At 62.4% G+C, this 24,259-nt stretch carries 28 protein-coding genes and 2 tRNA genes; 13 read left to right on the top strand and 17 right to left on the bottom strand.

The features are described from left to right. Positions 1–4 precede the first annotated feature (4 nt). Positions 5–1,126, bottom strand: coding sequence for a carbohydrate ABC transporter permease (locus CKW40_RS19685; RefSeq protein ID WP_095201530.1), 1,122 nt, complete (start codon positions 1,124–1,126; stop codon positions 5–7). Between the two features lie 98 nt (positions 1,127–1,224). Beyond that, positions 1,225–2,892, bottom strand: a complete 1,668-nt coding sequence (locus CKW40_RS19680) for an ABC transporter substrate-binding protein (protein WP_095201529.1) — start codon at positions 2,890–2,892, stop codon at positions 1,225–1,227. 287 nt (positions 2,893–3,179) lie between these two features. Between CKW40_RS19680 and CKW40_RS19675 the strand changes: the two genes are divergently transcribed. The 4 genes from CKW40_RS19675 (at position 3,180) to CKW40_RS19660 (ending at position 6,488) form a co-directional block, all read left to right on the top strand. Next, complete coding sequence (locus tag CKW40_RS19675; RefSeq protein WP_095201528.1) at positions 3,180–4,235, top strand: ABC transporter ATP-binding protein; 1,056 nt, start codon at positions 3,180–3,182, stop codon at positions 4,233–4,235. 42 nt (positions 4,236–4,277) lie between these two features. Then, complete coding sequence (locus tag CKW40_RS19670) at positions 4,278–4,730, top strand: RbsD/FucU family protein (protein WP_095201527.1); 453 nt, start codon at positions 4,278–4,280, stop codon at positions 4,728–4,730. Positions 4,731–4,734: 4 nt separating this feature from the next. Then, a complete protein-coding gene (rbsK, locus tag CKW40_RS19665; protein WP_095201526.1) occupies positions 4,735–5,664 on the top strand; it encodes a ribokinase in 930 nt (309 codons plus the stop codon). A gap of 419 nt (positions 5,665–6,083) precedes the next feature. Beyond that, positions 6,084–6,488, top strand: a complete 405-nt coding sequence (locus CKW40_RS19660; protein ID WP_244571220.1) for an exopolysaccharide production repressor protein — start codon at positions 6,084–6,086, stop codon at positions 6,486–6,488. A gap of 125 nt (positions 6,489–6,613) precedes the next feature. Here the strand turns inward: CKW40_RS19660 and CKW40_RS19655 are convergent. Then, positions 6,614–6,690 (bottom strand) — tRNA-Asp (locus tag CKW40_RS19655). Between the two features lie 217 nt (positions 6,691–6,907). On the opposite strand from CKW40_RS19655, the gene CKW40_RS19650 reads away from it, so the two are divergent. After that, a tRNA-Val gene (locus CKW40_RS19650) sits at positions 6,908–6,983 on the top strand. Positions 6,984–7,107: 124 nt separating this feature from the next. On the opposite strand, the gene CKW40_RS19645 is transcribed toward CKW40_RS19650, so the two are convergent. After that, positions 7,108–7,335, bottom strand: coding sequence for a hypothetical protein (locus CKW40_RS19645; protein WP_095201525.1), 228 nt, complete (start codon positions 7,333–7,335; stop codon positions 7,108–7,110). A 60-nt stretch (positions 7,336–7,395) separates the two neighbouring features. Here CKW40_RS19645 and CKW40_RS19640 point away from each other — a divergent pair, with 60 nt between their 5' ends. The 5 genes from CKW40_RS19640 to CKW40_RS19625 all read left to right on the top strand — a co-directional run bounded on the left by CKW40_RS19640 (position 7,396) and on the right by CKW40_RS19625 (position 9,392). Further along, entirely contained in the window at positions 7,396–7,788 is a 393-nt protein-coding gene (locus CKW40_RS19640; protein WP_244571219.1) for a hypothetical protein, read from the top strand. Continuing rightward, positions 7,763–7,972 carry a hypothetical protein gene (locus CKW40_RS19635; protein WP_095201524.1) on the top strand — a complete coding sequence of 70 codons (210 nt, stop codon included), beginning with the start codon at positions 7,763–7,765 and terminating at the stop codon, positions 7,970–7,972. Before CKW40_RS19640 ends, CKW40_RS19635 begins: the two co-directional genes overlap by 26 nt. A gap of 122 nt (positions 7,973–8,094) precedes the next feature. Then, positions 8,095–8,259 carry a hypothetical protein gene (locus tag CKW40_RS43825; RefSeq protein ID WP_179298027.1) on the top strand — a complete coding sequence of 55 codons (165 nt, stop codon included), beginning with the start codon at positions 8,095–8,097 and terminating at the stop codon, positions 8,257–8,259. 194 nt (positions 8,260–8,453) lie between these two features. Then, on the top strand, positions 8,454–8,885 hold the full coding sequence (locus tag CKW40_RS19630; RefSeq protein ID WP_095201523.1) for a hypothetical protein: 432 nt from the start codon (positions 8,454–8,456) through the stop codon (positions 8,883–8,885). 231 nt (positions 8,886–9,116) lie between these two features. Then, positions 9,117–9,392, top strand: a complete 276-nt coding sequence (locus CKW40_RS19625; protein ID WP_095201699.1) for a hypothetical protein — start codon at positions 9,117–9,119, stop codon at positions 9,390–9,392. Positions 9,393–9,555: 163 nt separating this feature from the next. On the opposite strand, the gene CKW40_RS19620 is transcribed toward CKW40_RS19625, so the two are convergent. Continuing rightward, positions 9,556–9,714 carry a thermonuclease family protein gene (locus tag CKW40_RS19620; RefSeq protein WP_179298025.1) on the bottom strand — a complete coding sequence of 53 codons (159 nt, stop codon included), beginning with the start codon at positions 9,712–9,714 and terminating at the stop codon, positions 9,556–9,558. 213 nt (positions 9,715–9,927) lie between these two features. On the opposite strand from CKW40_RS19620, the gene CKW40_RS19615 reads away from it, so the two are divergent. Next, positions 9,928–10,752: a M15 family metallopeptidase gene (locus tag CKW40_RS19615; RefSeq protein WP_179298024.1), complete on the top strand. Its 825-nt coding sequence runs from the start codon at positions 9,928–9,930 to the stop codon at positions 10,750–10,752. A gap of 110 nt (positions 10,753–10,862) precedes the next feature. On the opposite strand, the gene CKW40_RS19610 is transcribed toward CKW40_RS19615, so the two are convergent. The 6 genes from CKW40_RS19610 to CKW40_RS19585 form a co-directional block, all read right to left on the bottom strand. Then, a complete protein-coding gene (locus CKW40_RS19610) occupies positions 10,863–11,063 on the bottom strand; it encodes a hypothetical protein (protein ID WP_095201521.1) in 201 nt (66 codons plus the stop codon). A 138-nt stretch (positions 11,064–11,201) separates the two neighbouring features. After that, positions 11,202–11,972, bottom strand: a complete 771-nt coding sequence (locus CKW40_RS19605) for an SDR family NAD(P)-dependent oxidoreductase (protein ID WP_095201520.1) — start codon at positions 11,970–11,972, stop codon at positions 11,202–11,204. A gap of 13 nt (positions 11,973–11,985) precedes the next feature. Continuing rightward, positions 11,986–12,981 carry an ABC transporter permease gene (locus CKW40_RS19600; RefSeq protein ID WP_095201698.1) on the bottom strand — a complete coding sequence of 332 codons (996 nt, stop codon included), beginning with the start codon at positions 12,979–12,981 and terminating at the stop codon, positions 11,986–11,988. Positions 12,982–13,097: 116 nt separating this feature from the next. Next, positions 13,098–14,138, bottom strand: coding sequence for a sugar ABC transporter substrate-binding protein (locus CKW40_RS19595; protein WP_027051589.1), 1,041 nt, complete (start codon positions 14,136–14,138; stop codon positions 13,098–13,100). A 39-nt stretch (positions 14,139–14,177) separates the two neighbouring features. Beyond that, the gene (locus tag CKW40_RS19590; protein WP_095201519.1) at positions 14,178–14,942 is read right to left on the bottom strand and encodes an ATP-binding cassette domain-containing protein; all 765 of its coding nucleotides are present in this window, start codon (positions 14,940–14,942) and stop codon (positions 14,178–14,180) included. Then, positions 14,939–16,105 carry an ROK family transcriptional regulator gene (locus CKW40_RS19585; RefSeq protein ID WP_095201518.1) on the bottom strand — a complete coding sequence of 389 codons (1,167 nt, stop codon included), beginning with the start codon at positions 16,103–16,105 and terminating at the stop codon, positions 14,939–14,941. The genes CKW40_RS19590 and CKW40_RS19585 overlap by 4 nt, the downstream gene beginning before the upstream one ends. A gap of 216 nt (positions 16,106–16,321) precedes the next feature. Here CKW40_RS19585 and CKW40_RS19580 point away from each other — a divergent pair, with 216 nt between their 5' ends. Together CKW40_RS19580 and CKW40_RS19575 are read left to right on the top strand one after the other, a co-directional pair. After that, a complete protein-coding gene (locus CKW40_RS19580; RefSeq protein WP_095201517.1) occupies positions 16,322–17,500 on the top strand; it encodes a M24 family metallopeptidase in 1,179 nt (392 codons plus the stop codon). Next, on the top strand, positions 17,487–18,719 hold the full coding sequence (locus CKW40_RS19575) for a M20 metallopeptidase family protein (protein ID WP_095201516.1): 1,233 nt from the start codon (positions 17,487–17,489) through the stop codon (positions 18,717–18,719). The genes CKW40_RS19580 and CKW40_RS19575 overlap by 14 nt, the downstream gene beginning before the upstream one ends. A 117-nt stretch (positions 18,720–18,836) precedes the next feature. Here the strand turns inward: CKW40_RS19575 and CKW40_RS19570 are convergent, their stop codons facing one another. The 6 genes from CKW40_RS19570 to CKW40_RS19545 form a co-directional block, all read right to left on the bottom strand. Next, complete coding sequence (locus CKW40_RS19570; protein WP_095201515.1) at positions 18,837–19,592, bottom strand: ABC transporter permease; 756 nt, start codon at positions 19,590–19,592, stop codon at positions 18,837–18,839. Next, positions 19,589–20,362 carry an ABC transporter ATP-binding protein gene (locus tag CKW40_RS19565; RefSeq protein WP_095201514.1) on the bottom strand — a complete coding sequence of 258 codons (774 nt, stop codon included), beginning with the start codon at positions 20,360–20,362 and terminating at the stop codon, positions 19,589–19,591. The genes CKW40_RS19570 and CKW40_RS19565 overlap by 4 nt, the downstream gene beginning before the upstream one ends. After that, positions 20,362–21,408: an ABC transporter substrate-binding protein gene (locus CKW40_RS19560; protein WP_179298023.1), complete on the bottom strand. Its 1,047-nt coding sequence runs from the start codon at positions 21,406–21,408 to the stop codon at positions 20,362–20,364. The genes CKW40_RS19565 and CKW40_RS19560 overlap by 1 nt, the downstream gene beginning before the upstream one ends. A 65-nt stretch (positions 21,409–21,473) precedes the next feature. After that, a complete protein-coding gene (locus CKW40_RS19555) occupies positions 21,474–21,917 on the bottom strand; it encodes a VOC family protein (RefSeq protein WP_095201513.1) in 444 nt (147 codons plus the stop codon). Continuing rightward, the gene (locus tag CKW40_RS19550; protein WP_095201512.1) at positions 21,914–22,657 is read right to left on the bottom strand and encodes a FadR/GntR family transcriptional regulator; all 744 of its coding nucleotides are present in this window, start codon (positions 22,655–22,657) and stop codon (positions 21,914–21,916) included. Before CKW40_RS19550 ends, CKW40_RS19555 begins: the two co-directional genes overlap by 4 nt. Continuing rightward, the gene (locus tag CKW40_RS19545; RefSeq protein WP_095201696.1) at positions 22,654–24,093 is read right to left on the bottom strand and encodes an FAD-binding oxidoreductase; all 1,440 of its coding nucleotides are present in this window, start codon (positions 24,091–24,093) and stop codon (positions 22,654–22,656) included. Before CKW40_RS19545 ends, CKW40_RS19550 begins: the two co-directional genes overlap by 4 nt. Positions 24,094–24,259: the final 166 nt, after the last annotated feature.

Genomic DNA, 24,259 nt, shown 5'->3' with positions numbered 1-24,259 from the left:
CCGCTCAGTTGACGTTGCGCACGAAGCGGTTGGCGAATTTCAGCAGCCAGGTCACGAACACGACGATGATGACCAGATAGGCCATCGCCAGCATGGTGCCATAGCCGACATTGGAGCGGTCGCGGTATTCGCGGTAGATGAAGCTGGAGACGGAATCGGTGGCGCCACCAGGCCCGCCCGAAGTCACGGTGATAATGATGTCGGCCAGTTTCAGCTTGAAGATGATGCGCAGGATCACCGCCGTCACCGATACCGGCAGCATCAGCGGAAAGGTGACCTGCCAGAAGGTCTGCCACGCATTGGCGCCGTCGACCCGTGCGGCTTCGAGGATCTCACGCGACATCGCCTGCAGGCCGGCGAGCAGCATGATCATCATGAACGGGATGAAGGTCCAGGCATCCAGCACCATGATCGAGATGCGGGCGATGATCGGATCCGAGAAGAAGGCCGGGTTTTCCCAGCCGAGATGGCGCGCCAGCGTCGCCGCCGGCCCGAAGCGATATTCCATCAGGGACTTGCCGACCATCCACGACACCGCGACCGGCGACAGCATCAGCGGCATCAGGAAGACGACACGGAAGAATTTACGCGCCCGGATCTGCGCGTTGAGCAGCAGCGCCAAACCGAAGGCGATGACATATTCGACCAGCACCGCCAGCACATAGAGCACCATGTTGAACAGCGCATTGCGATAGTAGGGATCTGCCAGCATCTGCCAGAAATTGTCGAGCCCGTTGAACCTGCGCCCGCTGAACGAGGACAGATTCCAGTCGGTCAGCGCGATGTAGAAACCGAACAGCGTCGGGAAGATCACCATGGCGATGGTGAACAGCAGCGCCGGCAGCAGGAACAGCGCGCGCTGACCGTCCTCGCCGCGCGTCAGAACCTGGCCGATACCGAGTGCCACGCCCCACAGCACATAGGCGTAGACCACGGGGCGCCATGTCTCGAAGCCGATCGTGTCGACCTCGCTCTTGTAGAGGATCTGGACCAGGATCGTTGCCAGCAGGCCGAGCGTTGCGGCGGCCATCACCGCCCAGCCCAAGCGTTTGCGGCCTGGCGGTATCAGATCGGATGGGACGGCGTTTGCCGGCCAATCCTTGGTGGGCAAAATCTGGTCAGCCACGCGTCTCGTCCGGTTGCAGAAGGCACTTCGCGACCGGCGGCGCCGGTCAAGGCAGGGTCCGGCGGCTTTCGTCGCCGGACCCCAGATTCACGCTGCGATCAGGCCAGGCCGAGCGAAGCCTTGTAGAGCTTGATCTGCTTTTCACGGCCGATCTGGTCGGTGAGCTTTTCCCAGGCCGCCGCGATGGCATCGGCGCCTTCCTGCGCTTTCATCTTGCCGGCGAAGGTGTTGGCCAGAATGTCCTCGGCGGCGGAATAGTACTGGAAGATGCCGGGGATGCGTGGCTCAATCGCCGCGTTCGGATGGTTGTAGCTGTCGCCTTCCGACTTGAGGTACGAGGTGATGAAGGCCTCGTCGTAGCCGGCCGCCACCCACTCCGGAATATCGAAATGCGAGTTGCGGTAGGGCTGGAAGCCGGACGGGTACATCGCCGTCCAGATCGACAGGTCCTTGCCGCCGAGATGGGCGGCTGCGGACCAGGCCGCCTTTTTCTTCTTCTCGTCCTTGTCGACGCGGGCCATGACATAGACGCCCCAGCCGAGATAGGCGCAGTTCGGCGAGTAGTTCGGCCCGCTGGCGAGCTTTTCCCACTTGCCGGTCTTGGAATTGTAGACATCGTCCGAGCCCGGCAGGATCGAGAAGCCGGTGACGTCGCCGATGACCGAGGAATCGTTGGTCTTGACGTTGGAGCCGATGTCGCCCCACCAGGGGATCATCGAGCCGGTGCCGGCCAGGAACTGCTGGAAGCCGGTGGTGTTTGGGTCGGCGTTGATCTGGTCGGCCGGCTCGGAGGGCAGCGCGTCGATCACGTCCTGGATGGCGCGCACCCAGGCCGGATTGTTGATGCGCGGCTTCATCGTGTCGGCGTCGAACAGCCATGCCTTGTCATCGGGATGCTTGGCATAGGCGGTGGCGCGGCTGCCGAGGAAGTAGAAGCCGAAACCGCCCCAGGGCTTGGGCGCATCGAGATAGCCATAGACGTCTTGGCCCTTGAATTTCTTGCCCTTGAGGAACTTGGTCACGGCCTGCACCTGCTGCCAGGTCTTCGGCACGCCCCATTCTCCGGCCCCGCCGCCGTCCTTCCACTGCTTGGCGAGGTCGGCATCGGCGAACACGTCGGTGCGATAGTTGAAGTTGTGCGTGTCGCCGTCGATGGTGACGCGATACTGCTTGCCGTCCCAGGTGCCGACCGGCGGCTTCAGATAATTGACCAGATCGTCGAAATCGATCTGCTTCTTGACCCAGTCGGGCATCTCGGAGGTGAGACCCTTGCCGCAGACATCGCCTTCGAAGGGCGCGCCCATCTCGATGATGTCGAAGTCGACGGTGCCGGTGGCGATCGACTGCTGCAGCCGGGCATTGTAGTCGGCCTGCGCCAGGTCGATCCAGCTGATCTTGGCGCCGGTATAGGCCTCCCACGGCTTGAGGAAGCCGCGGAACAGCACATTGTGCAGGTTCTGGTTGTTGAGGCCCATGAAGGTCAGCTCAACGCCGGCGAATTCGCCTTCCTTGACATTGGCCTTGGTCGCCTCGAGGCAGAGCTCGCCGACCTTCTGGAAATCGGCATCGGTCGGCTGGCCTTTGCCAACGCCCGGAATCTGCAGGATTTTCGAGCGAAGTTCACTTGCCGCGGAGGCAGGACGCGTCAAGGCGCCGAGCCCGGCGCCGGATGCCGCCGCGATCGCGGCCATGCTAGCCGCACCCTTCAATATGTCGCGCCGCGTGGCGCCGGCACGGACCAGTTTATCGTAAAGACCTGTTCTCATCGACTATTCCTCCCAGAATCAGTGTGAATGGATGTGGCCGCCTGTCGGACGCTGAAGCACAACGATGCTCCCGGCTCGGATACGAATTAGGCAGGACCCCACCCTGCGTCGATTAAAGTCCCGATTGCGGATCGGTGCCGACATTTGGACCAGCGCCCGCCACTATTCTCACAACCAAACGCCGTGTCAACGAGGCTGGGTTTTTATCTATAAGAGACCGACTTGCCCTGACAGGTCGCGTTGGTTAGCTTCTGCGCCTACGGCCAGTTGGAGCCGATGGGGGAGATATGGCTCAAGTCGCAATCAGCAAGGTGGCCAAAGCGTTTGGAACCGTCAAGGTCCTGCACGAAGTCAGCGTCGATATTGCTGACGGACAGTTCGTGGTGCTGGTCGGCCCCTCGGGTTGCGGCAAGTCCACGCTGCTCAGAATGGTGGCCGGGCTGGAGACCGTTTCCGGCGGCACGATCACCATCGGCGACCGCGTTGTCAATCATTTGCCGCCGGCAAAACGCGACATCGCCATGGTGTTCCAGAACTATGCGCTCTATCCGCACAAGACGGTCGAGCAGAACATGGCCTTTGCCCTCAAACTGCGCAAAACCGATCCGGCCGTGGTCGCCGAGCGAGTCAAGCGCGCCGCCGACATCCTCGATCTCAACCCTTATCTGAAGCGCTATCCCCGGCAGCTCTCCGGCGGCCAGCGCCAGCGCGTCGCCATGGGGCGCGCCATCGTCCGCAACCCGCAGGTGTTCCTGTTCGACGAGCCGCTCTCGAACCTCGATGCCAAGCTGCGCGTGCAGATGCGCACCGAGATCAAGGAGCTGCACCAGAGGCTGAAGACCACAACAATCTACGTCACCCACGACCAGATCGAGGCCATGACCATGGCCGACAAGATCGTCGTCATGCGCGACGGCCGCATCGAGCAGGTCGGCGCGCCGCTGGAATTGTTCGACCGGCCGGCCAATCTGTTCGTCGCGGGCTTCATCGGCTCACCGTCGATGAACCTGCTCAAGGGCGTCATGCGCAAGGGCGGCAAACCCGGCGTCGACATTGCAGGCACGCTGTTCCCGATTGGCGACAATGCCGCGCAGGACGGGCAGGCCGTCGTCTATGGCGTCCGTCCCGAGCATCTGGAAATCCATCCCGACGGCGTGCCGGCGAAAATTTCGGTGGTCGAGCCGACCGGCTCGGAAACACTGGTGTTCCTGCGCTTCGGCGACGGCGAGATGGTGGCGCTGTTCCGTGAACGCCACGACTTCAAGCCCGGCGACACGCTGACGCTGAAGCCGAGGCTCGACCAGATCCATCTTTTCGACGCCGAGACCGGCCAGCGTCTCTGATCTCAACGTCTCTGATCTCAAACGCATTTCACGAGGACCATCATGCTCAAAGGCATCAATCCATTGCTCAATGCCGACGTGCTGCAGGCATTGCGGGCGATGGGCCATGGCGATGACCTGATTATCGCCGACACCAATTTCCCCTCCGATTCGGTGGCGAAGCAGACCGTGCACGGCAAGCTCCTGCGCATCGACGCGCCGGCGGCGCAAGTGGTCAAGGCGGTGCTGTCGCTTTACCCCCTGGACACATTCGTCGATGACGCGGCCGCACGCATGGAAATCGTCGGCAAGCCGGACGAGATTCCGCCGGTGCAGAAGGAAGTGCAAAAGGAGATCGACAAGGCCGAAGGCAAAGCCTGGCCGATGATTTCCGTGGAGCGCTACGCCTTCTACGAGCGCGCCAAAAAAGCCTATTGCGTCATCCAGACCGGCGAGCGCCGCTTCTATGGCTGCTTCGCCTTCCGCAAGGGCGTCATCCCGCCGGACGCGGAGTAACATTATGGCCTCCGGCAAGCCTGTCGTCATATTGGGTGTCTTCGTCGCCGACACCGCCTATCGCGCCGATCGCCAGCCGCGCATGGGTGAAACGATCCTCGGCAACTCGTTCAAGCTCGGCCCGGGCGGCAAGGGATCGAATCAGGCCGTGGCGGCCGGCAAGCTCGGCGCCGACACCACCTTCCTGACCCGGCTCGGTGTCGATGCCTTCGCCGATATGGCCAAGCGGACCTGGCAGGTTGCCGGCGTCAAAAGCGCCGTCATCGACACGCCGGACAGCTATACGGGCGCCGCCTACATCTTCGTCGAGGAGGGCAGCGGCAACAACGCCATCATCGTCAGTCCTGGTGCGGCCATGCTGATCTCGCCGGCCGATATCGAGGCCAATGGGGATTTGATTCGTGGCGCCGGCGTCTTCGTCACGCAGCTCGAGCAGCCGATCGACGCGGCGCTCAGGGCGCTGGAGATCGCGCGCGGGGCAGGGGTGACGACCATCCTCAACCCCGCTCCCGCGGCAAAGCTTCCCGACCGCATCTACACGCTCTGCGACTATCTCACGCCGAACGAGACCGAGACGGAGGAGTTGACGGGGCTAAAAGTCTCTGCGGTCGATGAGGCGCGCGCCGCCGCCAGCAAGCTGCTCGAAAAGGGCGTCGGCACGGTCATCGTCACGCTCGGCGACAAGGGTGCGCTGCTGCACACCAAGAATCGCTCCGAATATGTCCCCGCCATCAGCGCTGGCCCGGTGGTCGAAACCACCGGCGCGGGAGACGCCTTCAACGGCGGCTTCGCCGCGGCCCTGTCGCGAGGCGTGGAGCCGCTGCAAGCGGTGCGCTTCGCCTGTGCCGTGGCTGGCATTTCGGTGACCAGGCCGGGCACGGCACCGTCGATGCCGACGCTGCAGGAGGTCGAGGCGCTGCTGGCCAGGGGTTGAGCGCGACAGCATCCCTTACGGCTTCACTCTCGGTCACGCTGGGCACGATGGTGTACCCATCCGCGATCAACTGCGGCCGCATTTCCTCGAAGTGCCTTTTGAAACCATTCTCGATGCGACTTTGCAGGTAGCGACGTCCATGCAGGCATTCCTGGCCCAGAATGCCAGAATACATCTCTGCGCAGATCATTCTGAGCGCGTCTTCGGAGATTTGCTTATCGGTGTCGTTAGACCCGCATCGGCCTGCCGACGCTTCCAGCGTCGCGGCCAACAACTCTGCCAAAAACCTCGCCACCGTTGGTCCTGCTGGGTGGCACATTAGCAACAGATAATGTTAATCGGCAATCCGGCCTTGCGCCATTGGCGAAGGTGTCCCGTAATGGGTCATTGCATTTGGCGCAGCAATTGCATTGCCAGCAATGCCGCGGTCAACCATCAACTCGGCAATCGGGGGGCAAATTGGGGGCCCCGCCGCTCCGTTCGCGGAGCGGCGGGTCTTTAACGGCCGAAAATCGCCAAACCGTCAAAACGTGGTGCTGCGCAATATGTATTTTCCGCAATTTCTGGTGGGCATGTTCGCGGCGTCGTTCATCGTGGCGATCTGGGCTGAGATAGAAACCGGCTCCATCTGGAAAGCGCTCGGTTGGGCTATTCTTGCGCTCATCATTCTTCAGGTGGGATACATCGGCCTGGTCCTCGGCCAGATATTCAGACGGGGATCCAAGGGCGCAGCGGCGGACCTGGCATCGACAAATTCCACGCCACCGCTCCGTGGCGAGTTGCGAAAAGTTCGGCAGGGATGGAATAGAGCGCGTCCGCGGTAGTCGGTTCGAGCTCGCGCCGCAACGTGCCGACCGGGGTACAGCTGCCCCGCACATACGAGAAGAGATTTTTGACATCCAATGTCGACATTCCTCCGAAGCCAAGGGTTTGAAACCCTTGAGAGAAATGGCGCGAGTGACGGGGCTCGAACCCGCGACCTCCGGCGTGACAGGCCGGCACTCTAACCAACTGAGCTACACCCGCGCATTGACGAGCACGTGTCAGCCGTGTTCGTCGTTGGGCCGCTGGATAAGGGGTTCGCCACCGGGTGTCAAGCGCACCAAACCATCATAACAGCAAACTGGAGAAGGTTTTTTGACAGCCGGCGTTTTGTTCACAAATCCGGCCGGCGAACACGGCGTCGCCTGTTCATTTGGCCTTGCGAAGCCGGTCCCGACCGCTTAAAGGTCCGCGCCGGAGCGGGCGATTAGCTCAGTTGGTAGAGCGCTTCGTTTACACCGAAGATGTCGGCGGTTCGAGTCCGTCATCGCCCACCACTTTTCTTAAATGAATTCAACGGTGTCTGCCGGTCCTCTCAGGCCGGTGCGCCGCGTTGCGCCCAGCTATGCGCTCAGAAACGCCCGATTTCGGGTATGTCACAGTTTGAAATTGGGGTGGTCGCTACCCCTGCTTCATCCACCAGATCGAAGCCCAAAATCCTAAACCGAGCACAATCAACGTAACAGGCCAATAGGCGATCGCCCAAGTGATGCCGATGATCATCGATAGGAAGCCATCGCCATGGCTTCCTTCCAGGAAAATTCCAAGGATAAACAATCCTGCGAATAACAGGCCGAGCCATCCAAAAATGACAACTATAACCTTAAACGCCGCCGATTGAGCATCCACAGAGATCTACCGTTGGTGGATATGGCACACGCCTAGTTAAGATTTTTCGCTCTCGAGGGAATGGTATCGAAACGGCGCGACAGCAAATACCGCAGCGGCCCTTCGACGAACTGGCTGAAGGCGAAATGCTATTCCGTTGATGAATATGATCTGCTTGGCGTCGAACGCGAGGCGGGAAAGCCTGCCTTCGCCTTGTTGGCGGATCGTGCTACCGGCCGGTATGTCGGTTCGGCCTTTATCAATCCCGGCCGCGCGATCCGCGAACGGCTATGGCGGCGCGTCCAGGAGCAGGCCGGACCGGCGCCGAAGGGCATGAAGCGGCCGGCGACCCAATGGGTCAAGCCCGGCATCATAGGCCGCGTGAAGCACTTGCGCGGCGAGGAAGATTTGCGGCACGCTTCGCTGCAGGATTTCCGGGAGGAGAACCATGCCAATACGCACAAGGGCGAATGAGGCCGGCATTTTCGATCCATCAGAGTTGGCTTTGCTCGGCAGGGTCTTTGAGCATTTGAAGCTTCAAGACCAGTCGCCGGAAGCGCGAGACGCCATCGCATCCCGCATCATCGCCAACTACATGGCCGGCATCAAAGACGAGGCTGAACTTGTCTCGCTTTCAAAACAGCCCTTGGGGCGCTAGCGGGAGGAAGACGGTGGCAGTCGCTAAGAAGGATCAGGAGCGCGCCAATTACGCTTGGATGTACGGCGCACAGGCGCGCAAGGACGGCAAGGAACGCGCCGTGCCGCCTTTCTGGCAGGAGAATGCCGACGCCTGGTTGCATCGCAGCGGAAGCGCTCCACAAGAGCATCGTGAAGCCGCTCATATCGCCACACTGCGACCACTACCGGGCAACGCGTGTCCTGCATCAGACACTGTTGAAGGCCGTGCGGGAAGTGACCGGGAAGGAAGTCGAGTTCATCCAGTGAAACACCACAGGACCGGTGCGGCTCCCTACAGCTGGGTAGGCCAATAGGCGCCATCGCGGAAGGTGTTCAGACCGGCCCCATTTGGTGGTGTCAGAAGATAGATTTCTTCCTGCAGCTTCCTGCTCTTGTCGAAGCCATAGCGCGCGATAATTCCCTTGAAGGCGTGGGCGTTTCCCTCTCCACAGGAGCCGACCATGAAACACCAGACACTCGACCAACTGCATGCGGTCGCCAAGATTGAATCTTCGGCTGCATATTCGGCAATGACACGGAACCAGCGTATCGAGCGTTGGGCCGAACTTCTCGAACAACATCCTGACCGGTGCCTTGCGGCGTTTGCAGGGACCGAATATTTGCGCCTGGAGGAACGTACCGGGGTGCGTGGGGAAGGATCACCAATCGCTGTTGCCTTCGCAGACCCGGTGCTGCGCGCGTCGGGCCTGAAAGATGACACGTACGGCGAGGCAAGGCGCTTTTTCGAACTGAGCGACTGGCAACTCCATGAGATCGTCTGCGATTGCCATGCCGGCGCTACCATGAAAGCGGGTTGGGCTGCCGCGCGAGTCCGCACAACAGTTGGAGGGAATGGGTTCTTTGCCTGGTTGAGGCAAAGGATCATGTACTGAGTTGGCCGGCTGGAGGTGACGGTCATTGCGTGTCTGTGACCGTGATACGATCCCCCTTCGGTCGCCGGCTCCAGCGGCACGCCCGCAACGTCTCGGAACATCCGCACGGAGGCCATCAAGGCCGGCTTTGCGAACCTACCTGAGTTCAAAGCCGGTGAGCGGTGGAACCGAGTCAGTCTGATCACGTTTTTCCGGAAGGTCACGCTGAATGACCTAATTATGGAGGAAACAATGATCAAGACGCTCACAACGGGCGCGATGGCGCTCGCAATCATGGCTGGTTCGGCTCTGGCTGGCAGTACATCCGCGCTCGACGACCCGGCAAAGATGTCGCCGTTCTTCACCGATGCCGGCATGAAAACTCTGAAGACGGAAAAGGATTTCAAGACCGCATGGATGGCCATGAAACCCGACGAACAGAAGGCGGTCTTGAAGGACTGCGGCGACACCACACTCAACAAGTCGCATGCGGATTTCTGCGCTATGGCAAAGATGATGGGCGGCTGAATATAGGCCTAGCATCGAAGGCGGAAACGCCTCCGAATTAATTGCTAAATCCGGCGCCAACTCGCACGGGAAGGCGCCGGCCGAGCGCAATATGACCGCCCAACAAGGTGGGTAGTACGGATAGGTCTAGTTCACCGTCATCTGCTTGCGCCATTCCCAAGGCCTATCGAACGATCCAGCCCAGGCCGCGCTTGGCTGTCCTGGCTTCTGTTTCAGCCCTGGCATAGAAGCCGGCGCTGTACTTCGGCCAGTCGACCGCATAGCCCTTCCTGACCATCCATTCCCCGATATCGACACCGCCAGCCGTGCAGACGGCCACCATGCGTCTGAAACGGTCGCGGTCGGCTGAACAAGGATGCGGTTCTGGGAAAAGCAATCGAAGATCTGCGTCGACAGCCGCCGTCCGAGGAGGAAGCCACGTCTGGCCCGGAGGCGCTTGACGAGACTTTTGTAAGCAGGTTTGAACGATATGCGGCCAGTGCGACAACCGACGAATTGCGTGAAAAATGGGGGAGAGTTTCCGGGAGGCAGGACAATGACCAGGCATCCAGGGCAGCGCTTGCTGCTGCGGCTGCTGATTGCGTTGGCAATCACCGTTCCCGGGCGCTTCGCCTATGCGGGGGATGCCGGCGACGGCGTGGACCAGCCGGCTGCCAAGGCCGCCTTGCTCAGGGCCTATCCCGGGCTGTTCACCATATCGGGCAATGTCCTGACCTGGACCGACGGCACCACCATGGTGTGGGACGACGGCAAGACGCGCGACGCCGACGCGCTGCTGGAGAGCCCCGACATCGAGGACATGTTTCGCTATGTCTATCCCACGGCAAGTGCTGGCGCGCTGGTCCCGGCGGAGGACTTCGATCCCGGCCGTATCCGCAACGAAGCCTTCTTCAAGAAGCTCTACGGTGCAAGCGCCGCGGAAGTGGGCAAGCACATCGCCAACGTCAAATGGCTGCCCAAACTCGGCAAGACGACTGTGCAGGTCACCAGGGTTTTTGGCATCGACGACCGGCTGGGCAAGGTTTCCGATGCCCTTGAGGTCATGCCCGCGGAGCTAAGCCGTTACGGGCTCAAGCCTGGAGGCGGCTTTGTCTGGCGGCCCATCGCCGGCACAGATCGGTTGAGCGTCCACTCTTTCGGCGCAGCCTTCGATATCAATGTCGGCTTCTCCGATTACTGGTACAACAACCGGGATAAATCCCACCCGAAGGGACACATTCCCTTCAAGAATCGCATTCCGCTCTCGATCGTCGAACTGTTCGAGAAGAACGGCTTCATCTGGGGTGGGCGCTGGTATCACTATGATACCATGCATTTCGAATACCGGCCTGAATTGCTGTTGTACAAGAAATCCGGCTGATCGGGCGTCGGCGGCCGCCAGCCGTGAGGCGCGTTGGTGGCCGAGAATGCCGAAATTTCGCTGATGCCGCCCTATGAGCGTCACTAACGAGGCCCCGGATTTGTGGCGCATTACTGGCCGCTGGCAATCGCCGCACCACAAACCCTGCGAAGGTCAGCACGGATGTTTTCGGAGTTCAACAACTCGGCCGCTTCCGGATAACCCTCAGCCAGCAACGCTGCAACGATCTCTGCTGGACACTGGTGAATACCACCCTCTGCCAAAGCATGAGCGCGCTGGTAGATATGATCGGTTCTGATTTCGTCGGCCATTCTCAGGTCCCTCCCTTGATTAGCACTTTACAAACAACCCTTGAGGGGCGTTTACGTTGCATGCAACCTATAAGGGAGTGTTTTGCCGGCCGATCTGCGGAGCGCCGGATCAGCCTGTTCGTGGCCGTGAAGCAAGGATCACTGCGGCACCATCCGGAAATCCTTGCCCTCGGGCAGCAATTGCCCGCCATCGACGACAATGGTCGTGCCGGTGATGTAGCTGGCGTCGTCGGAGGCGAGGAACAGGAAGGCGTTGGCGACGTCGCGCGGGCTGCCGAGCCGGCCGAGCGGGATGGAGTCCTCCATGTTCTTGATATAGGCGGCGCCACGATGTTGCTGGATGGCCTCGGTCAGGATGTTGCCGGGTTCGACGCCGTTGACGGTGATGCCGTAGCCGGAGAATTCGAGCGCGGCCGAACGGATGAAGCCGTTGATGCCGGCCTTGGTCGCCGAATAGTGGCCGTGGCCGGGACTTGTGACATGCGGGCCGGTGATGGAGGAGGTGTAGAGCATGCGCCCGAAGCGCTGCGCCTTCATCGGCACCAGGGCTGCGCGGGTGGCGTTGAAGGTGCCGCGCAGATTGACGGCCATGACGCGGTCCCAGTCGTCGGTGCTGGTGTTTTCGATCAGCTGCCAGGGATAGATGCCGGCATTCTGCACGATGATGTCGAGGCGGCCGTGGTGCTTCAGCGCCAGTGCCACCGCGGCCTCGGCGTCGCGCATTTGCGAGATGTCGGTGCCGATGAAAGGGGCGCCGAGTTCATCCGCGGTCGCTTGCCCGGCCTCGGCATCGGTGTCGGCGAGCACCAGCCTTGCACCTTCTTCGGCGAAGCGCAGTGCGGTGCCTTTGCCGATGCCGCTTGCGCTGCCGATGATCAGCGCGACCTTATCGTTCAACCGTCCGGTCATGCGAGCCACCCTGTCATGCGAGTCTCTGGCGAATGGTTTGCTTGAAGGCGTCGAGCAGCACGGCGGCCAGCACCAGCAGGCCGTGGATGACCTGGGTGAAGTTGGCGGGCAGGCCCATCAGATTGATCGCCGTGTTGATGGCCGAAAGCAGAAGCACGCCGGCATAGACGCCGGGCAGGGTGCCGACGCCGCCCTTCAGGCTGACGCCGCCGATGACGACCGCGGCAAAGGCGTTGAACAGCAGGCCGACGCCGAGATTGGCGGTGGCGCCCGAGGTGCGGATCGCCAGCAGCCAGCCGGCAAGGCCGGCAATGGCGCCGGCCAGCACGAAGGCGATGATGAGATTGCGGTTCACCCGGATGCCGGCGCGGAAGGTCGCGGTTTCGTTGCCGCCGATCATCACCAGGTGCCGACCAAACGGCGTCTTGGCCATGATCAGCGAGAAGACGACGAAACAGGCGATGGCGATCCAGGCGGTGAGCGGCAGGCCGATCAGCCGCTGGATGCCGAACCAGCGGATGGCTGGTGCCAGATCCTGCGCCGAGCGGCCACCCGAAATGACCAGCACCAGGCCGCGCACCCAGATGTAGGATGCCAGGGTGATGATGAAGGCGCTCATCTTGATCTTGACGACCAGAAACCCGTTGAAGGCGCCGATGAGGCCGCCGACGGCCAGCGCCAAAAGCAGCGACACCGGCACCATCAGCCATTCCGGGTGCAGTTGAACGCCAAGCCCGATGCCCGACGAGCAGAACAGGATGCCGACCGCCATGGCGCTGAGCGCGGCGACGGATTCGACCGAAAGGTCCATATGGCCGGCGATGATGACCAGTGCCAGGCCGATCGACATGACGCCGAGCACGCTCGAGGCCTCGATGATGTTGGCGAAGATGCCGAGCTGGAAATAGTTCGGAATGAGGATGGAAAAGACCACCAGCACAAAGACCAGCATGAACCAGACGAGGTTGTCGAGGACGAACTCCAGGGCTTGGCGGGTGCGGGGGTTCATGGACTGATCCGGCTGGCGCATGCCCCAGAGAACGGTTCTCGCAAGGATCATGCGCGGATTGGAATTGCGGAGGATTGGCTCCGGGCCGAGAAGGCCCGGAGCGTTCTACAACGTGCCTATTCGACGGATTTGACGGTATCCGTCGGCGCCTTCTGGTTGCCCCAGAAGGCCGGATTGTCGACGTTTTCCTTGGTGATGGCCGCACCAGGGATCTTGATGTTCGGACCCCAGGCTTCCTTGGTGACAGTCGATTTCAAGCCGAGCACGTCATAGTCGCCGGGTTTGATCTCCTGCTTCTTGACGATCTTGTCCATGAACATGGCGACGGCCGCGGCCTGCGCGTAGAGCGGCTGCTCGACTTCGACGTTGAGCCAGCCCTTGCGGATCAGGTCGAGGCCGACCGGAGCGCCGTTCGAGCTCATCAGCATGACGTCGCCCGGCTTCTTGCCGGCGGCCTCGAGCGAGGCGACGGCCGCGACCGACAGATGCGCGGCATGGCTGAAGATCAGGTCGATGTCGGGGTTGGCCAGCATCTGGTCGGCGACGATGGTGCCGGCGTTGCTGGCTTCCCACTGCATGGCCGGAAGCGAGATGATCTTGACGTCCGGGAACGCCTTCATCTTCTCCTCAAAGCCCTTCTGGATGTCGAGCGTGTAGGGGTCGCCGGGATCGCCGAGCACCTGCAGCACCTTGCCCTTCACCGAACCGTTCTTGGCTTTCAGCAGCTTTTCCGCCTGGTCGGCGGCGATGTGGCCGATCTCGACGGTGCCCGCCACCGAGGTGAAGTCGGAAGGCGTCGAGGTGATCTGGCGGTCGAACTCGACCACCGGAATGCCGGCCGCACGCGCCGCCTCGATCGACGGCTTCAGCGCGTTGAAGTCGACCGCGGCCAGGATGATCGCCGCCGGCTTCAGCGCGATGACGTCGTTCATCTGCGATTGCTGCGCGTCGGTCTTGTTGTCGGCGTTCAGCGTCTTTATGTCGTAGCCGACCTGTTTCAGGAACAGCTCGAGCGCGGTCACCGACCCGGTCTGGAACTCATCCAGCAATGTCGGCACCATATAGTAGACGGTCCCCTTGGACTGGGCGAATGCCGGCGTGAGCGTGGCAAAGGCCAGTGCCAGGATACCGAAGACAGCAAGAAGTATTCGCTTCATGTCGTTCGCTCCTCTAGCGCCGGACCCCTCTTTTGCCCCTCAGCCTGCCGGTCCGGCACCGGCGAGCGTCTCCCCGGTGATCATGTTGATCACCGCATCGGGACTTGTTTTGTTTCTGGCGACATCGCCCGCCACGACGCCTTGCCGGATCACCACGATCCGGTCGGCGACCTGAAAAGCCTGCTGCATGATATGGGTGATGATGACGACGCCGATGCCCTGGCTCGCCACCTGGCGGATCATGTCGAGACCGCGCCGCGTCTGCTCGACGCCAAGGGCGGCGAACGGCTCGTCGAGCAGCACCAGCTTGCCACCCCAATGCACGAAACGGTTGAGCTCGATGGCCTGCCGCTGGCCGCCCGAGAGATGCTCGACATTGCTTCGCAGGGACGGAATGCGGGTACCGGCGCTGGCCAGCGCCTTTTCGACGACGGCCTCCATGGCGCGCTCGTCAAGCACGGGAATGCCGAGAACCTTCCTGGTGATCTCGCGGCCCATGAAGAAATTGGCGACGACGTCGACATTGGTGCAGAGCGACAGGTCCTGGTAGACGGTTTCGATGCCCGCCGCCTTGGCTTCGGCCGGCGACCTGGCCAGAAACTCCTTGCCTTCGAACAGCATACGGCCGGAGGTCGGCTCCAGTCCGCCGGCGATGATCTTGACCAGCGTCGATTTGCCGGCACCGTTGTCGCCGAGCAACGCCACCACTTCGCCCTTGCCGATGGAGAAGCTGATCCCCTTCAGCGCTTCGATCGCGCCGTAGTTCTTGGTGACGTTTTCCAGCACCAGCAGCGGTTCGCTCATGCTGCAATCTCCTTGGCTGTCAGAAGATCGCGGCCGCGTTCGCGCTCGGCGGCGAACATCTGGCCGAAGCGCGGCGACAGCACGCCCGAAACCGCAAGGGCGGCGGCGCCGCGCAACACCGAATGTTGCCCGCCGCGCGCCACCATGACCCGGGGCGTCGTTCGATCCTTGCGCGCCGAGACGGAGTTGTGCAGGCCGCCGGTCGAACCGGCCAGCCGTTCGAGCAGGTCGGTGGACGCCAGCCCGCCGAGGATGACCGTTTCAGGGTCGAACAGGTTTTCGATGACGGCGATGGCATTGTGAAAGATCGGCGCGACTTCCGCGACCCAATCGGCCTCTGTGCCGTTCCAGCGCCGGAGCGCTTCGAGCGAGAGATATCTTTCGAGGCAACCTCTGTTGCCGCAGGGACAGGCCTCGCCGCCGGGAACGACAGGGATGTGCCCGACCTCGCCGGCATTTCCCCAGGCGCCACGCTGCACGCTGCCGTCATGAACCATGACGCCGCCAAGGCCGACGCCGAAATAGAGATAGTAATATTCGGAGAACTGGGCGCCGAGGCCGTAGAGCCGCTCGCCCATGGCGGCGGCCGCCATGTCGGTCTCGAAGAAGGCCGGCAGTCCGGTCGAGGCCGCCAGCCGTTCGCGCAGCGCCACATCCTTCCAGCCAGTCATGGTGGTCGGGCCGACGAAACTCATGGATTCGACACCGAACGGTCCGGGCAGGGCCAGGCCGACGCCGAGAACCCGCCCGCCGGCCCGCAATCCGGTCAATTCAGACACCATGGCCCCGATCAGGTCGAAGGCGTGGTCGGGCGTTGCGTTCGGGGCCTCGCGGTAAGTGCTCTCGATCACGTCGCCGCTCAGATTGATCAAAGCGGCATTGATGCCGAGCGGGGTGATGTGGATGCCGACGGCATAGCCGCCCTCGGGATTGATGCGCAGCGTCGCCGGCGGCAGGCCGCGGCCCTTGGGTTCCTCGCGCACGGAGAGGATGTAACCCTGTTCCTCCAGTTCGCGAACGATGGTCGATACGGTCTGGACGGTGAGCCCGACGCGGCTGGCAATCTCGCCGCGGGCGATCGGCCCATGCAGGCGGATGGACTCCAGCACGATGCGCCGGTTGTACGGCCGCCCGAACTCCTGATTGGTCCCCCGCAATGCCATGCCTTGCGCTCCCAGTTGACGCAAGGTTCGCATCAAAGATTTATTCAGTCAAATGGAATTCAAAAATAAATTGATGACAACCCGAACCCGGAGAGAGCCGCAGCTCTAATCGACTGAGGACCTGTTCACGTCCCGCCCTTGGCCGATTGCCGCCCTATCGAAACCGCTTCAATGGTGAGCAAGCCTCGCAACCGTTGAACAGAGCATGGAGTAGAGATGATCGAATTGCCGTTTGCCCACGACGAGTACCAGCAGCGGCTTCGCAAGATCCGCGCCGAGATGGCGAGGCGCGGCCTCGAACTCCTTGTCGTCAACGACGTTGCCAACCAGCACTACATCACTGGCTATGACGGCTGGTCGTTCTACACGCCGCAGGTGGTGCTGATTCCCATAGAGGAGGTCGAGCCGGTGTGGATCGGGCGCGCCATGGACGCGGCGGGCGGTCTGCTGACGGCCTGGATGAAGCCCGAAAATGTGGTTGGCTTCCCGGAAGATCACGTCCAGCGTGCCGATCGCCATCCCATGGACTGGATCGCCAACTGGATCGTCGCCAAGGGCTGGGGAAACAGGCATATCGGCATCGAACTCGAAGCCTATTATTTCTCACCGAAAGCGCATGCCCGGCTGGTAGCCGGACTTCCCAATGCGAAATGGCACGATGCCGATCTGCTGGTGAACTGGATCCGTGCGGTCAAATCGGCACCCGAGATCGCGTATCTGCGCAAGGCGTCGACCCTGGCCGAAGCGGCGGTGGCACGGGCCTTCGAGGTGATCGCGCCTGGCGTGCGCGAGTGCGATGCGATTGCCGCCATTCAGGCGGCGCAGATCGCCGGCAGTCCTGACTTTGCCGGCGACATCACGGCCCTTCCACCGACAATCCTCGGCGGCGAGAATGCCTCGGCCCCGCACATCATGTGGAGCGACCGGCGGTTTGGAGAGAACGAGACGATTGCGCTGGAACTTGCCGGCGTGTGCCGCCGCTATGCCGCCGGGCTGGCGAGAACAATACAGCTTGGCAAGACGCCGACGCGTGTCGCGGATACGGCAAAGGCGGTGATCGAGGGCATGGACGCGGTGCTCGATGCGGTCAGGCCGGGAACATCAGCCGAAGCAGTCGAAGCTGCATGGCGCAAGGTCATCCAGCGCTACGGGCTGAAGAAGGAGTCGCGCATCGGCTATTCCATCGGCGTCGCCTATCCGCCGGATTGGGGCGAACACACGATCAGCCTCAGGCCAGGCGACAAGACGGTGCTTCAACCCGGCAACGTCATTCATTCCATCCTCGGCATGTGGATGGATGGCTGGGGGATCGAGATCAGCGAGACCATTCTGGTCACTGAAACCGGCCATGAGACGCTGACAAAGTTCCCGCGAGAGATCCATGTCAAATCCTGAAGGTTCGGTCGTCACAGCCGATGCTGCAAGTGCAGTCGATATAGACGCCGGCATCCTCGACCAGATGATCGAGATACGGCGCCATCTGCACCGCAATCCGGAGCTTTCCAACCGCGAAGCCAACACGCAGCGTTATCTCCGGCAAATGCTGGCCGGCGAGGGGATATCAGACATTCGCGACGTCGCGGGCTTTGGCCTGGCCGTCGATATTGTCGGCACCGGCAAGCCGTCGAACCGGAAGATTGCCATTCGCGCCGATATCGATGCGTTGCCCATCGAAGAAGAGTCCGGTGTCGATTATGCGTCGGCCAATCCCGGCGTGATGCATGCCTGCGGCCACGACGCCCATGCCTCGATGGGCTTCGCGGTTGCCGCGCATCTCCATCGATCAAGAGCTGATTTTGGCGGAACCGTCCGCCTGATCTTCCAGCCGGCCGAAGAAGACTCGCCCTCGGGCGGCAAACGCGTGGTGGAAGAGGGGCTGCTCGATGATATCGACGCCGCGATCTGCCTTCACGTCGACCCCTATACGCCATCCGGCAAGATCGCGGTCCGTTCGGGGCCCTACACGCTGGCATGCGATACGTTCGACGCCATCGTCATCGGCGAGGCGGCCCACGCGGCAAAGCCCTATGAGGGCATCGATGCGATTGTCGTGGCCTGCTCCATGGTCGGCGAATTGCAGAAGATCGTTTCGCGCGAGATCGATCCTTACGATCCGCTGGTCATTTCAGTCACCGGCATCAATGGCGGCAGCGCCTACAATGTCATCGCCGGCAAGGTTAGCTTGAAAGGCACCATCCGCAGCGGCAGCAACGCGACCCGCGAACAGGCCTGGCGGCGCGTTCGCGAAATCCTGGAGGGCATTGCGGCGAGCCACGGCGCCAGCGTGGAGCTCGCCATCCACAAGGGCGAGCCGGGGGTCGTCAATGACGGCGAGATGAGCGAACTGATTGCCGCCAGCGGCAAGGCCTGCGTCGGCGCCGACAATGTCCTCAACACGCCCGGATGGACCATTGCCGACGATTTTGGCTACTACAGCGAGAAGCGCCCGTCGGTTTATTTCCGGCTCGGCATCCGCAACGAGGCGGTCGGATCGGTCTTTCCGCTCCACCATCCCAAATTTCGCGTCGATGAGGCGGCGCTAAAAATTGGCGCGGCCACACTGGTTGCGGCGGCGACCAGATTTCTGTCGGCGCAGCCGGAAAATACCGACTGATCAAAGCGATCCAAAGATCGGCTCTTGCAAGGCTTGCACGAGCCGATGACATGCCTAGATTGATTTGACGCAATTCCCGACGGAAAACCGCTCACACTTTTCCTGGAATTGCTCTGGTCAGTATTTGATGACCCGGCGTTCGACCAGCACCACGGCACAGAACAGCACGATCGACAGACAGGACGACAGCACGATCGCGGCGTAAAGCCGGTCCGACTGGTAATTGAAGCTCGCCTGGATGATCAGCGCGCCGAGGCCCTTGTCCGAACCGATCCATTCGCCGACGATGGCGCCAATAACTGCCGTTGCTGAAGCAATCCTGAGCGAGGAGAACAGCATCGGCAGCGCGCGCGGCAGCCGCAGGCTCCAGAAAATCTCCGAACGGGTCGCCGACAGCACACGGAACAGCTCGTGCTCATTGTCGCTCGCCGAATCCAGGCCGCGGATCATGTTCACCAGCGTCGGGAAGAAGCAGATCACCGCCGCGATGACGATCTTCGGCGTCATGCCGAGCCCGAAGATCAGGATGATGATCGGCGACAACGCCAGGATCGGAATCGTGTTGAAGAACAGCACGATCGGGAAATAGGTGGCCTGCAGGATGCGGTTGTGCACGAACAGGACCGCCAGCAGCACGGCGGCAAGATTGCCGATGACGAAGCCGGCCAGCGCCTCGATTAGCGTCGGCCTGAGATTGTCCATAAGCAGCGCGAAATTCTTCTGGAAGACGCCGAAGATTGCGGTCGGGGTCGGCACGATATAGGCCGGCACGCCGAGCAGCGGCAGCAGATACTGCCAGGCGAGAAGCAGTGACGCCGCGCCGAGAACGGGCAGGGCTATTGCCATTTGCGGCGAGAGCGGTGCGGGCCTCATGATGCCTGCTCCAGCGCGGTCCGCAGTTCCGCCATTGCGGCGACGATCGCCGGGTCTTCGCGCGTGCAGCGGTTGCCGTCCTGCTTGAGCGGCCGCAGGTCCAAATCCCTGATCAGCCGCCCCGGATTGGCGGCCAGAACGACAACCCGTTCACCGAGATAGGCGGCTTCGGCAATCGAGTGGGTGACGAACAGGATCGTCGTGCCGGTGCGCCGCCACAGATTGAGAAGCTCGTCATTTAGGCGATCGCGGGTGATTTCGTCGAGCGCCCCGAACGGTTCGTCCATGAGCAGCAGCTTCGGTTGGCCAAGCAAGGCGCGGGCAATCGCCACACGCTGGCGCTGGCCGCCGGACAACTGATGAGGCAGGCGTTCGCCAAAGCCGGCCAGCCCCATCAATTCCAGCAATTCGTCGCTACGGTCCTCGATTTTCCGCGTCAGGCTGCCTTGCCCGACGCCAAGCGGCAGGCGCACATTGTCGCGCACCGTGCGCCAGGGCAGCAGGGTCGAATCCTGGAAGACGAAGCCGACATCGCGGCGCGAGCGCACCGCATGCGGCGTGTCGCCAAGCACGCGGATCGTGCCGCCGAGCGGGTCGAGCAGGTCGGCGACCACGCGCAGCAAGGTCGACTTGCCGCAGCCGGACGGCCCTAGGATCGACAGGAAGGAGCCGGCCTCGACGCTGAGGTCGAGGCCGGAAAGCACCTTGACGGCCGCCTGGCGGCCGCCATAGCCGACATCCAGCCTGCTGGCTTCGATCGCGTTCGCCATCAGGCGGCGGGCGCGTCGAGCTTCGGCCGGTCGGCAGCCGAAAGTTCGAGGATCTTGGTGGTGTAGACGTCGGCCGCCTTCGGACGTCCGTTCGGGTACTGACCGACCTTGTCGAGCAGCGCCAGCTGCTCTTCGATCGAGGCGGGGTCGAACGTGCCCCAGCCGTCCTTGGCCGTCGCGCCGTCGAAGGAGAGTTTGAGCACGAGGTTGACGGTCTTCTCTTCCCAGCCGAGGTCCATTTCGGGGTAGGCGGCGACCATCTTCTTCACCGCCTCCTGCGGGTTGGCATGCACCCAACCCCAGCCCTTGGCGACCGCGCCGATGAATTTGACCAGCGTGCCCGGGTCCTTTTCGATCGCCGCGTCGGTGGCGAAATAGACATCGGCATAGGAATTCAGGCCGAGGTCGCGCACCAGAAGGTCGATGCGGTCGTCGCCAACGACGCTGAGCGCCTGCGTGTTGGTGATCCAGCCACCAATGGCGTCGACATCGCCACGCACCAGCGGTCCCTTGTCGAAGCCGACATTGATGACGGTGACATCGGATGCGCTGATGCCATTCTTGGCCAGGATCTCATCCATGACGAAGCGCGCCGTCGGCTGGATGCCGATCTTCTTGCCCTTGAGGTCGGCCACGCCCTTGATCGGATTCGAGGCCTTTGAGGTGAGCGCGTAGGGGCCGGTGCGGAAGCCGCAAGCGATGATCTTCACCGGCACGCCGCTGGCGCGCGCGGCGAACAGCTGTGGCGTTTCGGAGAATTGGCCAAGCTGTGCCGCGCCCGAAATCACCGGCGGCACCGTCGAGGCGTTCGGCCCGCCTGGGCTGAATTCCACCTCGAGCCCGGCATCCTTGAAGTAGCCATTGGCGACGGCGGCGATGTCGCCGATCTGGCCGTTGGACATCAGCCAGTCATACTGGATGACGACCTTGCCGGCGGCCTTCGCGCCTGGGGTCAGCGCCAGCTGCATTCCGCCCGACGCCACGGCAACAGCCGCCAGGCCCGACTTCATGAAGCTGCGGCGGTTTATGTCGAAATTCCCATTCATTTTTCGCTCCTGTTGCAAGACTGTCTCGTCTCTTCATTGCGCGCCGTTCCCTTGGCGCGGGTGGTCTACGGCTGTTCGTCGTGGTAGTCGCCAGGGCCGCCGTCGAGCCAGGCGTAGAGTTCCCAAAGCGTGTCGTCCGGGTCGGTGAAATAGGCGCAGCGCGCATTCCAGACATAGTTTTCGGGCGGGCCATAAAACGGCACACCCTTCGCCGTCAGCTCGGCATGCAGCCGGTCGATCTCATCAGGCGTGTCGAGCTGGACGGCGACACAGACCTTGTGCGCATGGCGCGGCGACTTCAGCTTGGAGACGCCGGCATGCTGGCCGATATGGTCGATCTCCCAGGCGGCCAGCGTCACGCCCTCGCTGTGGAAGTCGGCGAAACCCTCGGCGCGGCGGCGCAGGCGAAAGCCGAGCTTGTCGACATAGAACTCAACCGTCCGCTCGATATTCTCGACGAGAAGGCAAACGTCGGAGATGCGGGTGATGCTGGCGACAGCCATGCTCATTTCCCTCCGCCGGTGCGTTCGCCCCGAGCAGACGGCAGCTTGACGCCGACACGGTTGGCCGCGCCGATAATGTGCGCGCGCATCGCGGCCTCGGCTTTTGCCGGGTCGCCGGCGACCAGCGCTTCATAGATGCGCACATGCTCACCGACATTGACTTCCACCAGATCATGCAGGGGGTTGGTCTGCCGCGCGTAATAGATCGAGCGGCGGATCTGTTCGCAGACGAAGGAAATGAAGGTGTGGATGTAGCTGTTGCCCGTCGCCCGGGCGATTTCGCGATGGAACAGCAGATCGGCGTCGATGCTGCCGTCCTCCCAGCGTTCCTCGCCGCTCATGCGGTCGAGGGCGGCCTTGATGGCGTCGAGATGCTCCTGGTCGCGGCGTTCGGCGGCAAGGGCGGCGGATTCCGCCTCGAGGATGCAACGCAGCTCGAAGAGCCGCTGCATGTTCTGCCCTTCTTTCAGCGTCTCGCGGTCGATGCGGATCGCCGCGCGCTGTTCCGGGGCCAGGACGAAGGAGCCGATGCCTTGCCGCGCCTCCACCATGCCGTCGGCACGCAATTGCGCGATCGCCTCGCGCACGACGTTGCGGCTGACGCCGAATTTCTCCGAAAGCTGCTGCTCCGTCGGCAGCAAGCTGCCCGGATTGAGGTCGCCGGACTCGATCTCGCGACTGAGGAACGCCGCGACCCGGTGCGGCAGCGCTTCGACAGTGCCGATGGCGGCCAGTCTTTGTTTCATGAAGAAGTCTCCGTCGCGGGAAAGAGGCAGCCGGGGTTCATCAGCCTGTCCGGATCGAGCGCATCTTTCAGTGTGCTCACGAGCCGGCGCTGGACAGCGGACATTCCAGCCCAATAGACACGCTGACGGGTGCGCCCGATGCCATGCTCGGCGCTGATCGAGCCGCCGAGGGCGTTGGTGATGTCGTACAGCCCGGCGGTGATGGTGATGCCCCTGGCGCGGGCGTCGGACTCGGCAAGGTCGAGCGGCGGCAGCACGTTGAAATGGATGTTGCCGTCGCCCGCGTGCCCATAGGCCTGTGAGATCCAGCCGGGGTGCCCCTGCGCGATAAAATCGCGGGCCTGGGCGATGAGCATGGGGATGTCGGAGATACGCACCGAAAGATCGGTGCGCACATGGTACCCGCGCTTGGCCTGGCCCTCGACCAGCCCTTCGCGGATGGCCCAGAACGTCCTGGCCTGTGCGCCGCTCTCGGCCAGAACGGCATCGGTGACCAGTTCTTCTTCCATCGTGCCGGCAAGGAAATTCACCAGCAGGCTGCGCAAATCGATCGCGGCACTCGACGACAATTCGATCAGCACATGGACAGGGGCCGTGACCGGCGCAACGATGTTCGGGTCGAGGAGACGCACCAGCTCCACGCATTCCGCGCCGATGATCTCGAAAGCGGATATCAGGTCGGAGCATTGGCGCCGGGCTTGTTTGAACAGTGTGATCGCCGCTTCGAATGAAGGAAGCCCCAGATACGCCGTATCGACCTTGCCGGGTCTCGGAAACAGTTTGACCTCGACGCCGGTGATGATGCCCAGCGTACCCTCGGCGCCGATGAAAAGCTGCTTCAGGTCGTAACCACGGTTGTCCTTGCGCAGGCCGGAAAAGCCGCTCCACAGTTCGCCGTCCGGCAGCACCACTTCCAGGCCGACAATGAGGTCGCGGGCCATGCCGTAGCGCAGCACGTTGACGCCGCCGGCATTGCTGGCGGCATTGCCGCCGATCTGGCAGCTGCCTTGCGCGCCGAGCGCCAGCGGAAACAGGCAGTCCTGCTCCTCTGATACATCCTTGATGTGCTGCAGGATGCAGCCGGCGTCGGCCTGCAGGATGAAATTGTCGGCGTCGACGAGGCGGATCCTGTTCAGCCGCTCCAGGCTGATGATCACCGCGCCGTCGGCCGTGCCGATGTCGATCGCACCCGCGACAAGCCCGGTGTTGCCGCCTTGCGGGATCATCGCCAGCCCAAGCCTGCCGCACAGCCGCACCGCGGCCTGGACCTCGGCGACTGACGCCGGCTTCAGCACGGCAAGCGCGCCGCCATGATGATCGCCGGACCAGTCCACGAGGTATTTCGCCATGTCGGCCGCATCGGCGGCCACGCCGTTCTGCCCCAGCACATGCTCCAGGGCGGCGAGAACGTCAGGCGAGATGCCGTGGATGGTCATTATCGGGTCGGCGCTGATGTTGTGGCGTATGGTTATGCATATCATCCTACAACTGGAATTGTGTCAACACCGGCAGGGCGAACCGCCGTGGACAAGTCGCTTGCCAGCACGTTGGGATGAGGTGCTGGCTAGGTCGCTGCTCAGAGAGGAGCCGAAGCGGTCGGCT

Origin of the sequence: Mesorhizobium carmichaelinearum (assembly GCF_900199455.1) — a bacterium.
Taxonomy (GTDB): Bacteria; Pseudomonadota; Alphaproteobacteria; order Rhizobiales; family Rhizobiaceae; genus Mesorhizobium; species Mesorhizobium carmichaelinearum.
The sequence above is the reverse complement of the archived record's forward strand: the minus strand, read 5'-3'. Positions and strand labels throughout refer to the sequence as shown.

Excerpts from the sequence above, each read along its gene's own strand:
- CKW40_RS19670 (WP_095201527.1), top strand. The coding sequence starts at position 4,278 with ATGCTCAAAGGCATCAATCCATTGCTCAATGCCGACGTGCTGCAGGCA.
- CKW40_RS19630 (WP_095201523.1), top strand. The coding sequence starts at position 8,454 with ATGAAACACCAGACACTCGACCAACTGCATGCGGTCGCCAAGATTGAA.
- CKW40_RS19605 (WP_095201520.1), bottom strand. The coding sequence starts at position 11,972 with ATGACCGGACGGTTGAACGATAAGGTCGCGCTGATCATCGGCAGCGCA.
- CKW40_RS19680 (WP_095201529.1), bottom strand. The coding sequence starts at position 2,892 with ATGAGAACAGGTCTTTACGATAAACTGGTCCGTGCCGGCGCCACGCGG.
- CKW40_RS19615 (WP_179298024.1), top strand. The coding sequence starts at position 9,928 with ATGACCAGGCATCCAGGGCAGCGCTTGCTGCTGCGGCTGCTGATTGCG.
- CKW40_RS19660 (WP_244571220.1), top strand. The coding sequence starts at position 6,084 with ATGCCGCGGTCAACCATCAACTCGGCAATCGGGGGGCAAATTGGGGGC.
- CKW40_RS19580 (WP_095201517.1), top strand. The coding sequence starts at position 16,322 with ATGATCGAATTGCCGTTTGCCCACGACGAGTACCAGCAGCGGCTTCGC.
- rbsK (WP_095201526.1), top strand. The coding sequence starts at position 4,735 with ATGGCCTCCGGCAAGCCTGTCGTCATATTGGGTGTCTTCGTCGCCGAC.
- CKW40_RS19545 (WP_095201696.1), bottom strand. The coding sequence starts at position 24,093 with ATGACCATCCACGGCATCTCGCCTGACGTTCTCGCCGCCCTGGAGCAT.
- CKW40_RS19610 (WP_095201521.1), bottom strand. The coding sequence starts at position 11,063 with ATGGCCGACGAAATCAGAACCGATCATATCTACCAGCGCGCTCATGCT.
- CKW40_RS19675 (WP_095201528.1), top strand. The coding sequence starts at position 3,180 with ATGGCTCAAGTCGCAATCAGCAAGGTGGCCAAAGCGTTTGGAACCGTC.
- CKW40_RS19625 (WP_095201699.1), top strand. The coding sequence starts at position 9,117 with ATGATCAAGACGCTCACAACGGGCGCGATGGCGCTCGCAATCATGGCT.
- CKW40_RS19555 (WP_095201513.1), bottom strand. The coding sequence starts at position 21,917 with ATGAGCATGGCTGTCGCCAGCATCACCCGCATCTCCGACGTTTGCCTT.
- CKW40_RS43825 (WP_179298027.1), top strand. The coding sequence starts at position 8,095 with ATGCCGACGCCTGGTTGCATCGCAGCGGAAGCGCTCCACAAGAGCATC.
- CKW40_RS19570 (WP_095201515.1), bottom strand. The coding sequence starts at position 19,592 with ATGAGGCCCGCACCGCTCTCGCCGCAAATGGCAATAGCCCTGCCCGTT.
- CKW40_RS19585 (WP_095201518.1), bottom strand. The coding sequence starts at position 16,105 with ATGGCATTGCGGGGGACCAATCAGGAGTTCGGGCGGCCGTACAACCGG.
- CKW40_RS19595 (WP_027051589.1), bottom strand. The coding sequence starts at position 14,138 with ATGAAGCGAATACTTCTTGCTGTCTTCGGTATCCTGGCACTGGCCTTT.
- CKW40_RS19575 (WP_095201516.1), top strand. The coding sequence starts at position 17,487 with ATGTCAAATCCTGAAGGTTCGGTCGTCACAGCCGATGCTGCAAGTGCA.
- CKW40_RS19635 (WP_095201524.1), top strand. The coding sequence starts at position 7,763 with ATGCCAATACGCACAAGGGCGAATGAGGCCGGCATTTTCGATCCATCA.
- CKW40_RS19600 (WP_095201698.1), bottom strand. The coding sequence starts at position 12,981 with ATGAACCCCCGCACCCGCCAAGCCCTGGAGTTCGTCCTCGACAACCTC.
- CKW40_RS19640 (WP_244571219.1), top strand. The coding sequence starts at position 7,396 with ATGGTATCGAAACGGCGCGACAGCAAATACCGCAGCGGCCCTTCGACG.
- CKW40_RS19590 (WP_095201519.1), bottom strand. The coding sequence starts at position 14,942 with ATGAGCGAACCGCTGCTGGTGCTGGAAAACGTCACCAAGAACTACGGC.
- CKW40_RS19550 (WP_095201512.1), bottom strand. The coding sequence starts at position 22,657 with ATGAAACAAAGACTGGCCGCCATCGGCACTGTCGAAGCGCTGCCGCAC.
- CKW40_RS19560 (WP_179298023.1), bottom strand. The coding sequence starts at position 21,408 with ATGAATGGGAATTTCGACATAAACCGCCGCAGCTTCATGAAGTCGGGC.
- CKW40_RS19565 (WP_095201514.1), bottom strand. The coding sequence starts at position 20,362 with ATGGCGAACGCGATCGAAGCCAGCAGGCTGGATGTCGGCTATGGCGGC.
- CKW40_RS19620 (WP_179298025.1), bottom strand. The coding sequence starts at position 9,714 with ATGGTGGCCGTCTGCACGGCTGGCGGTGTCGATATCGGGGAATGGATG.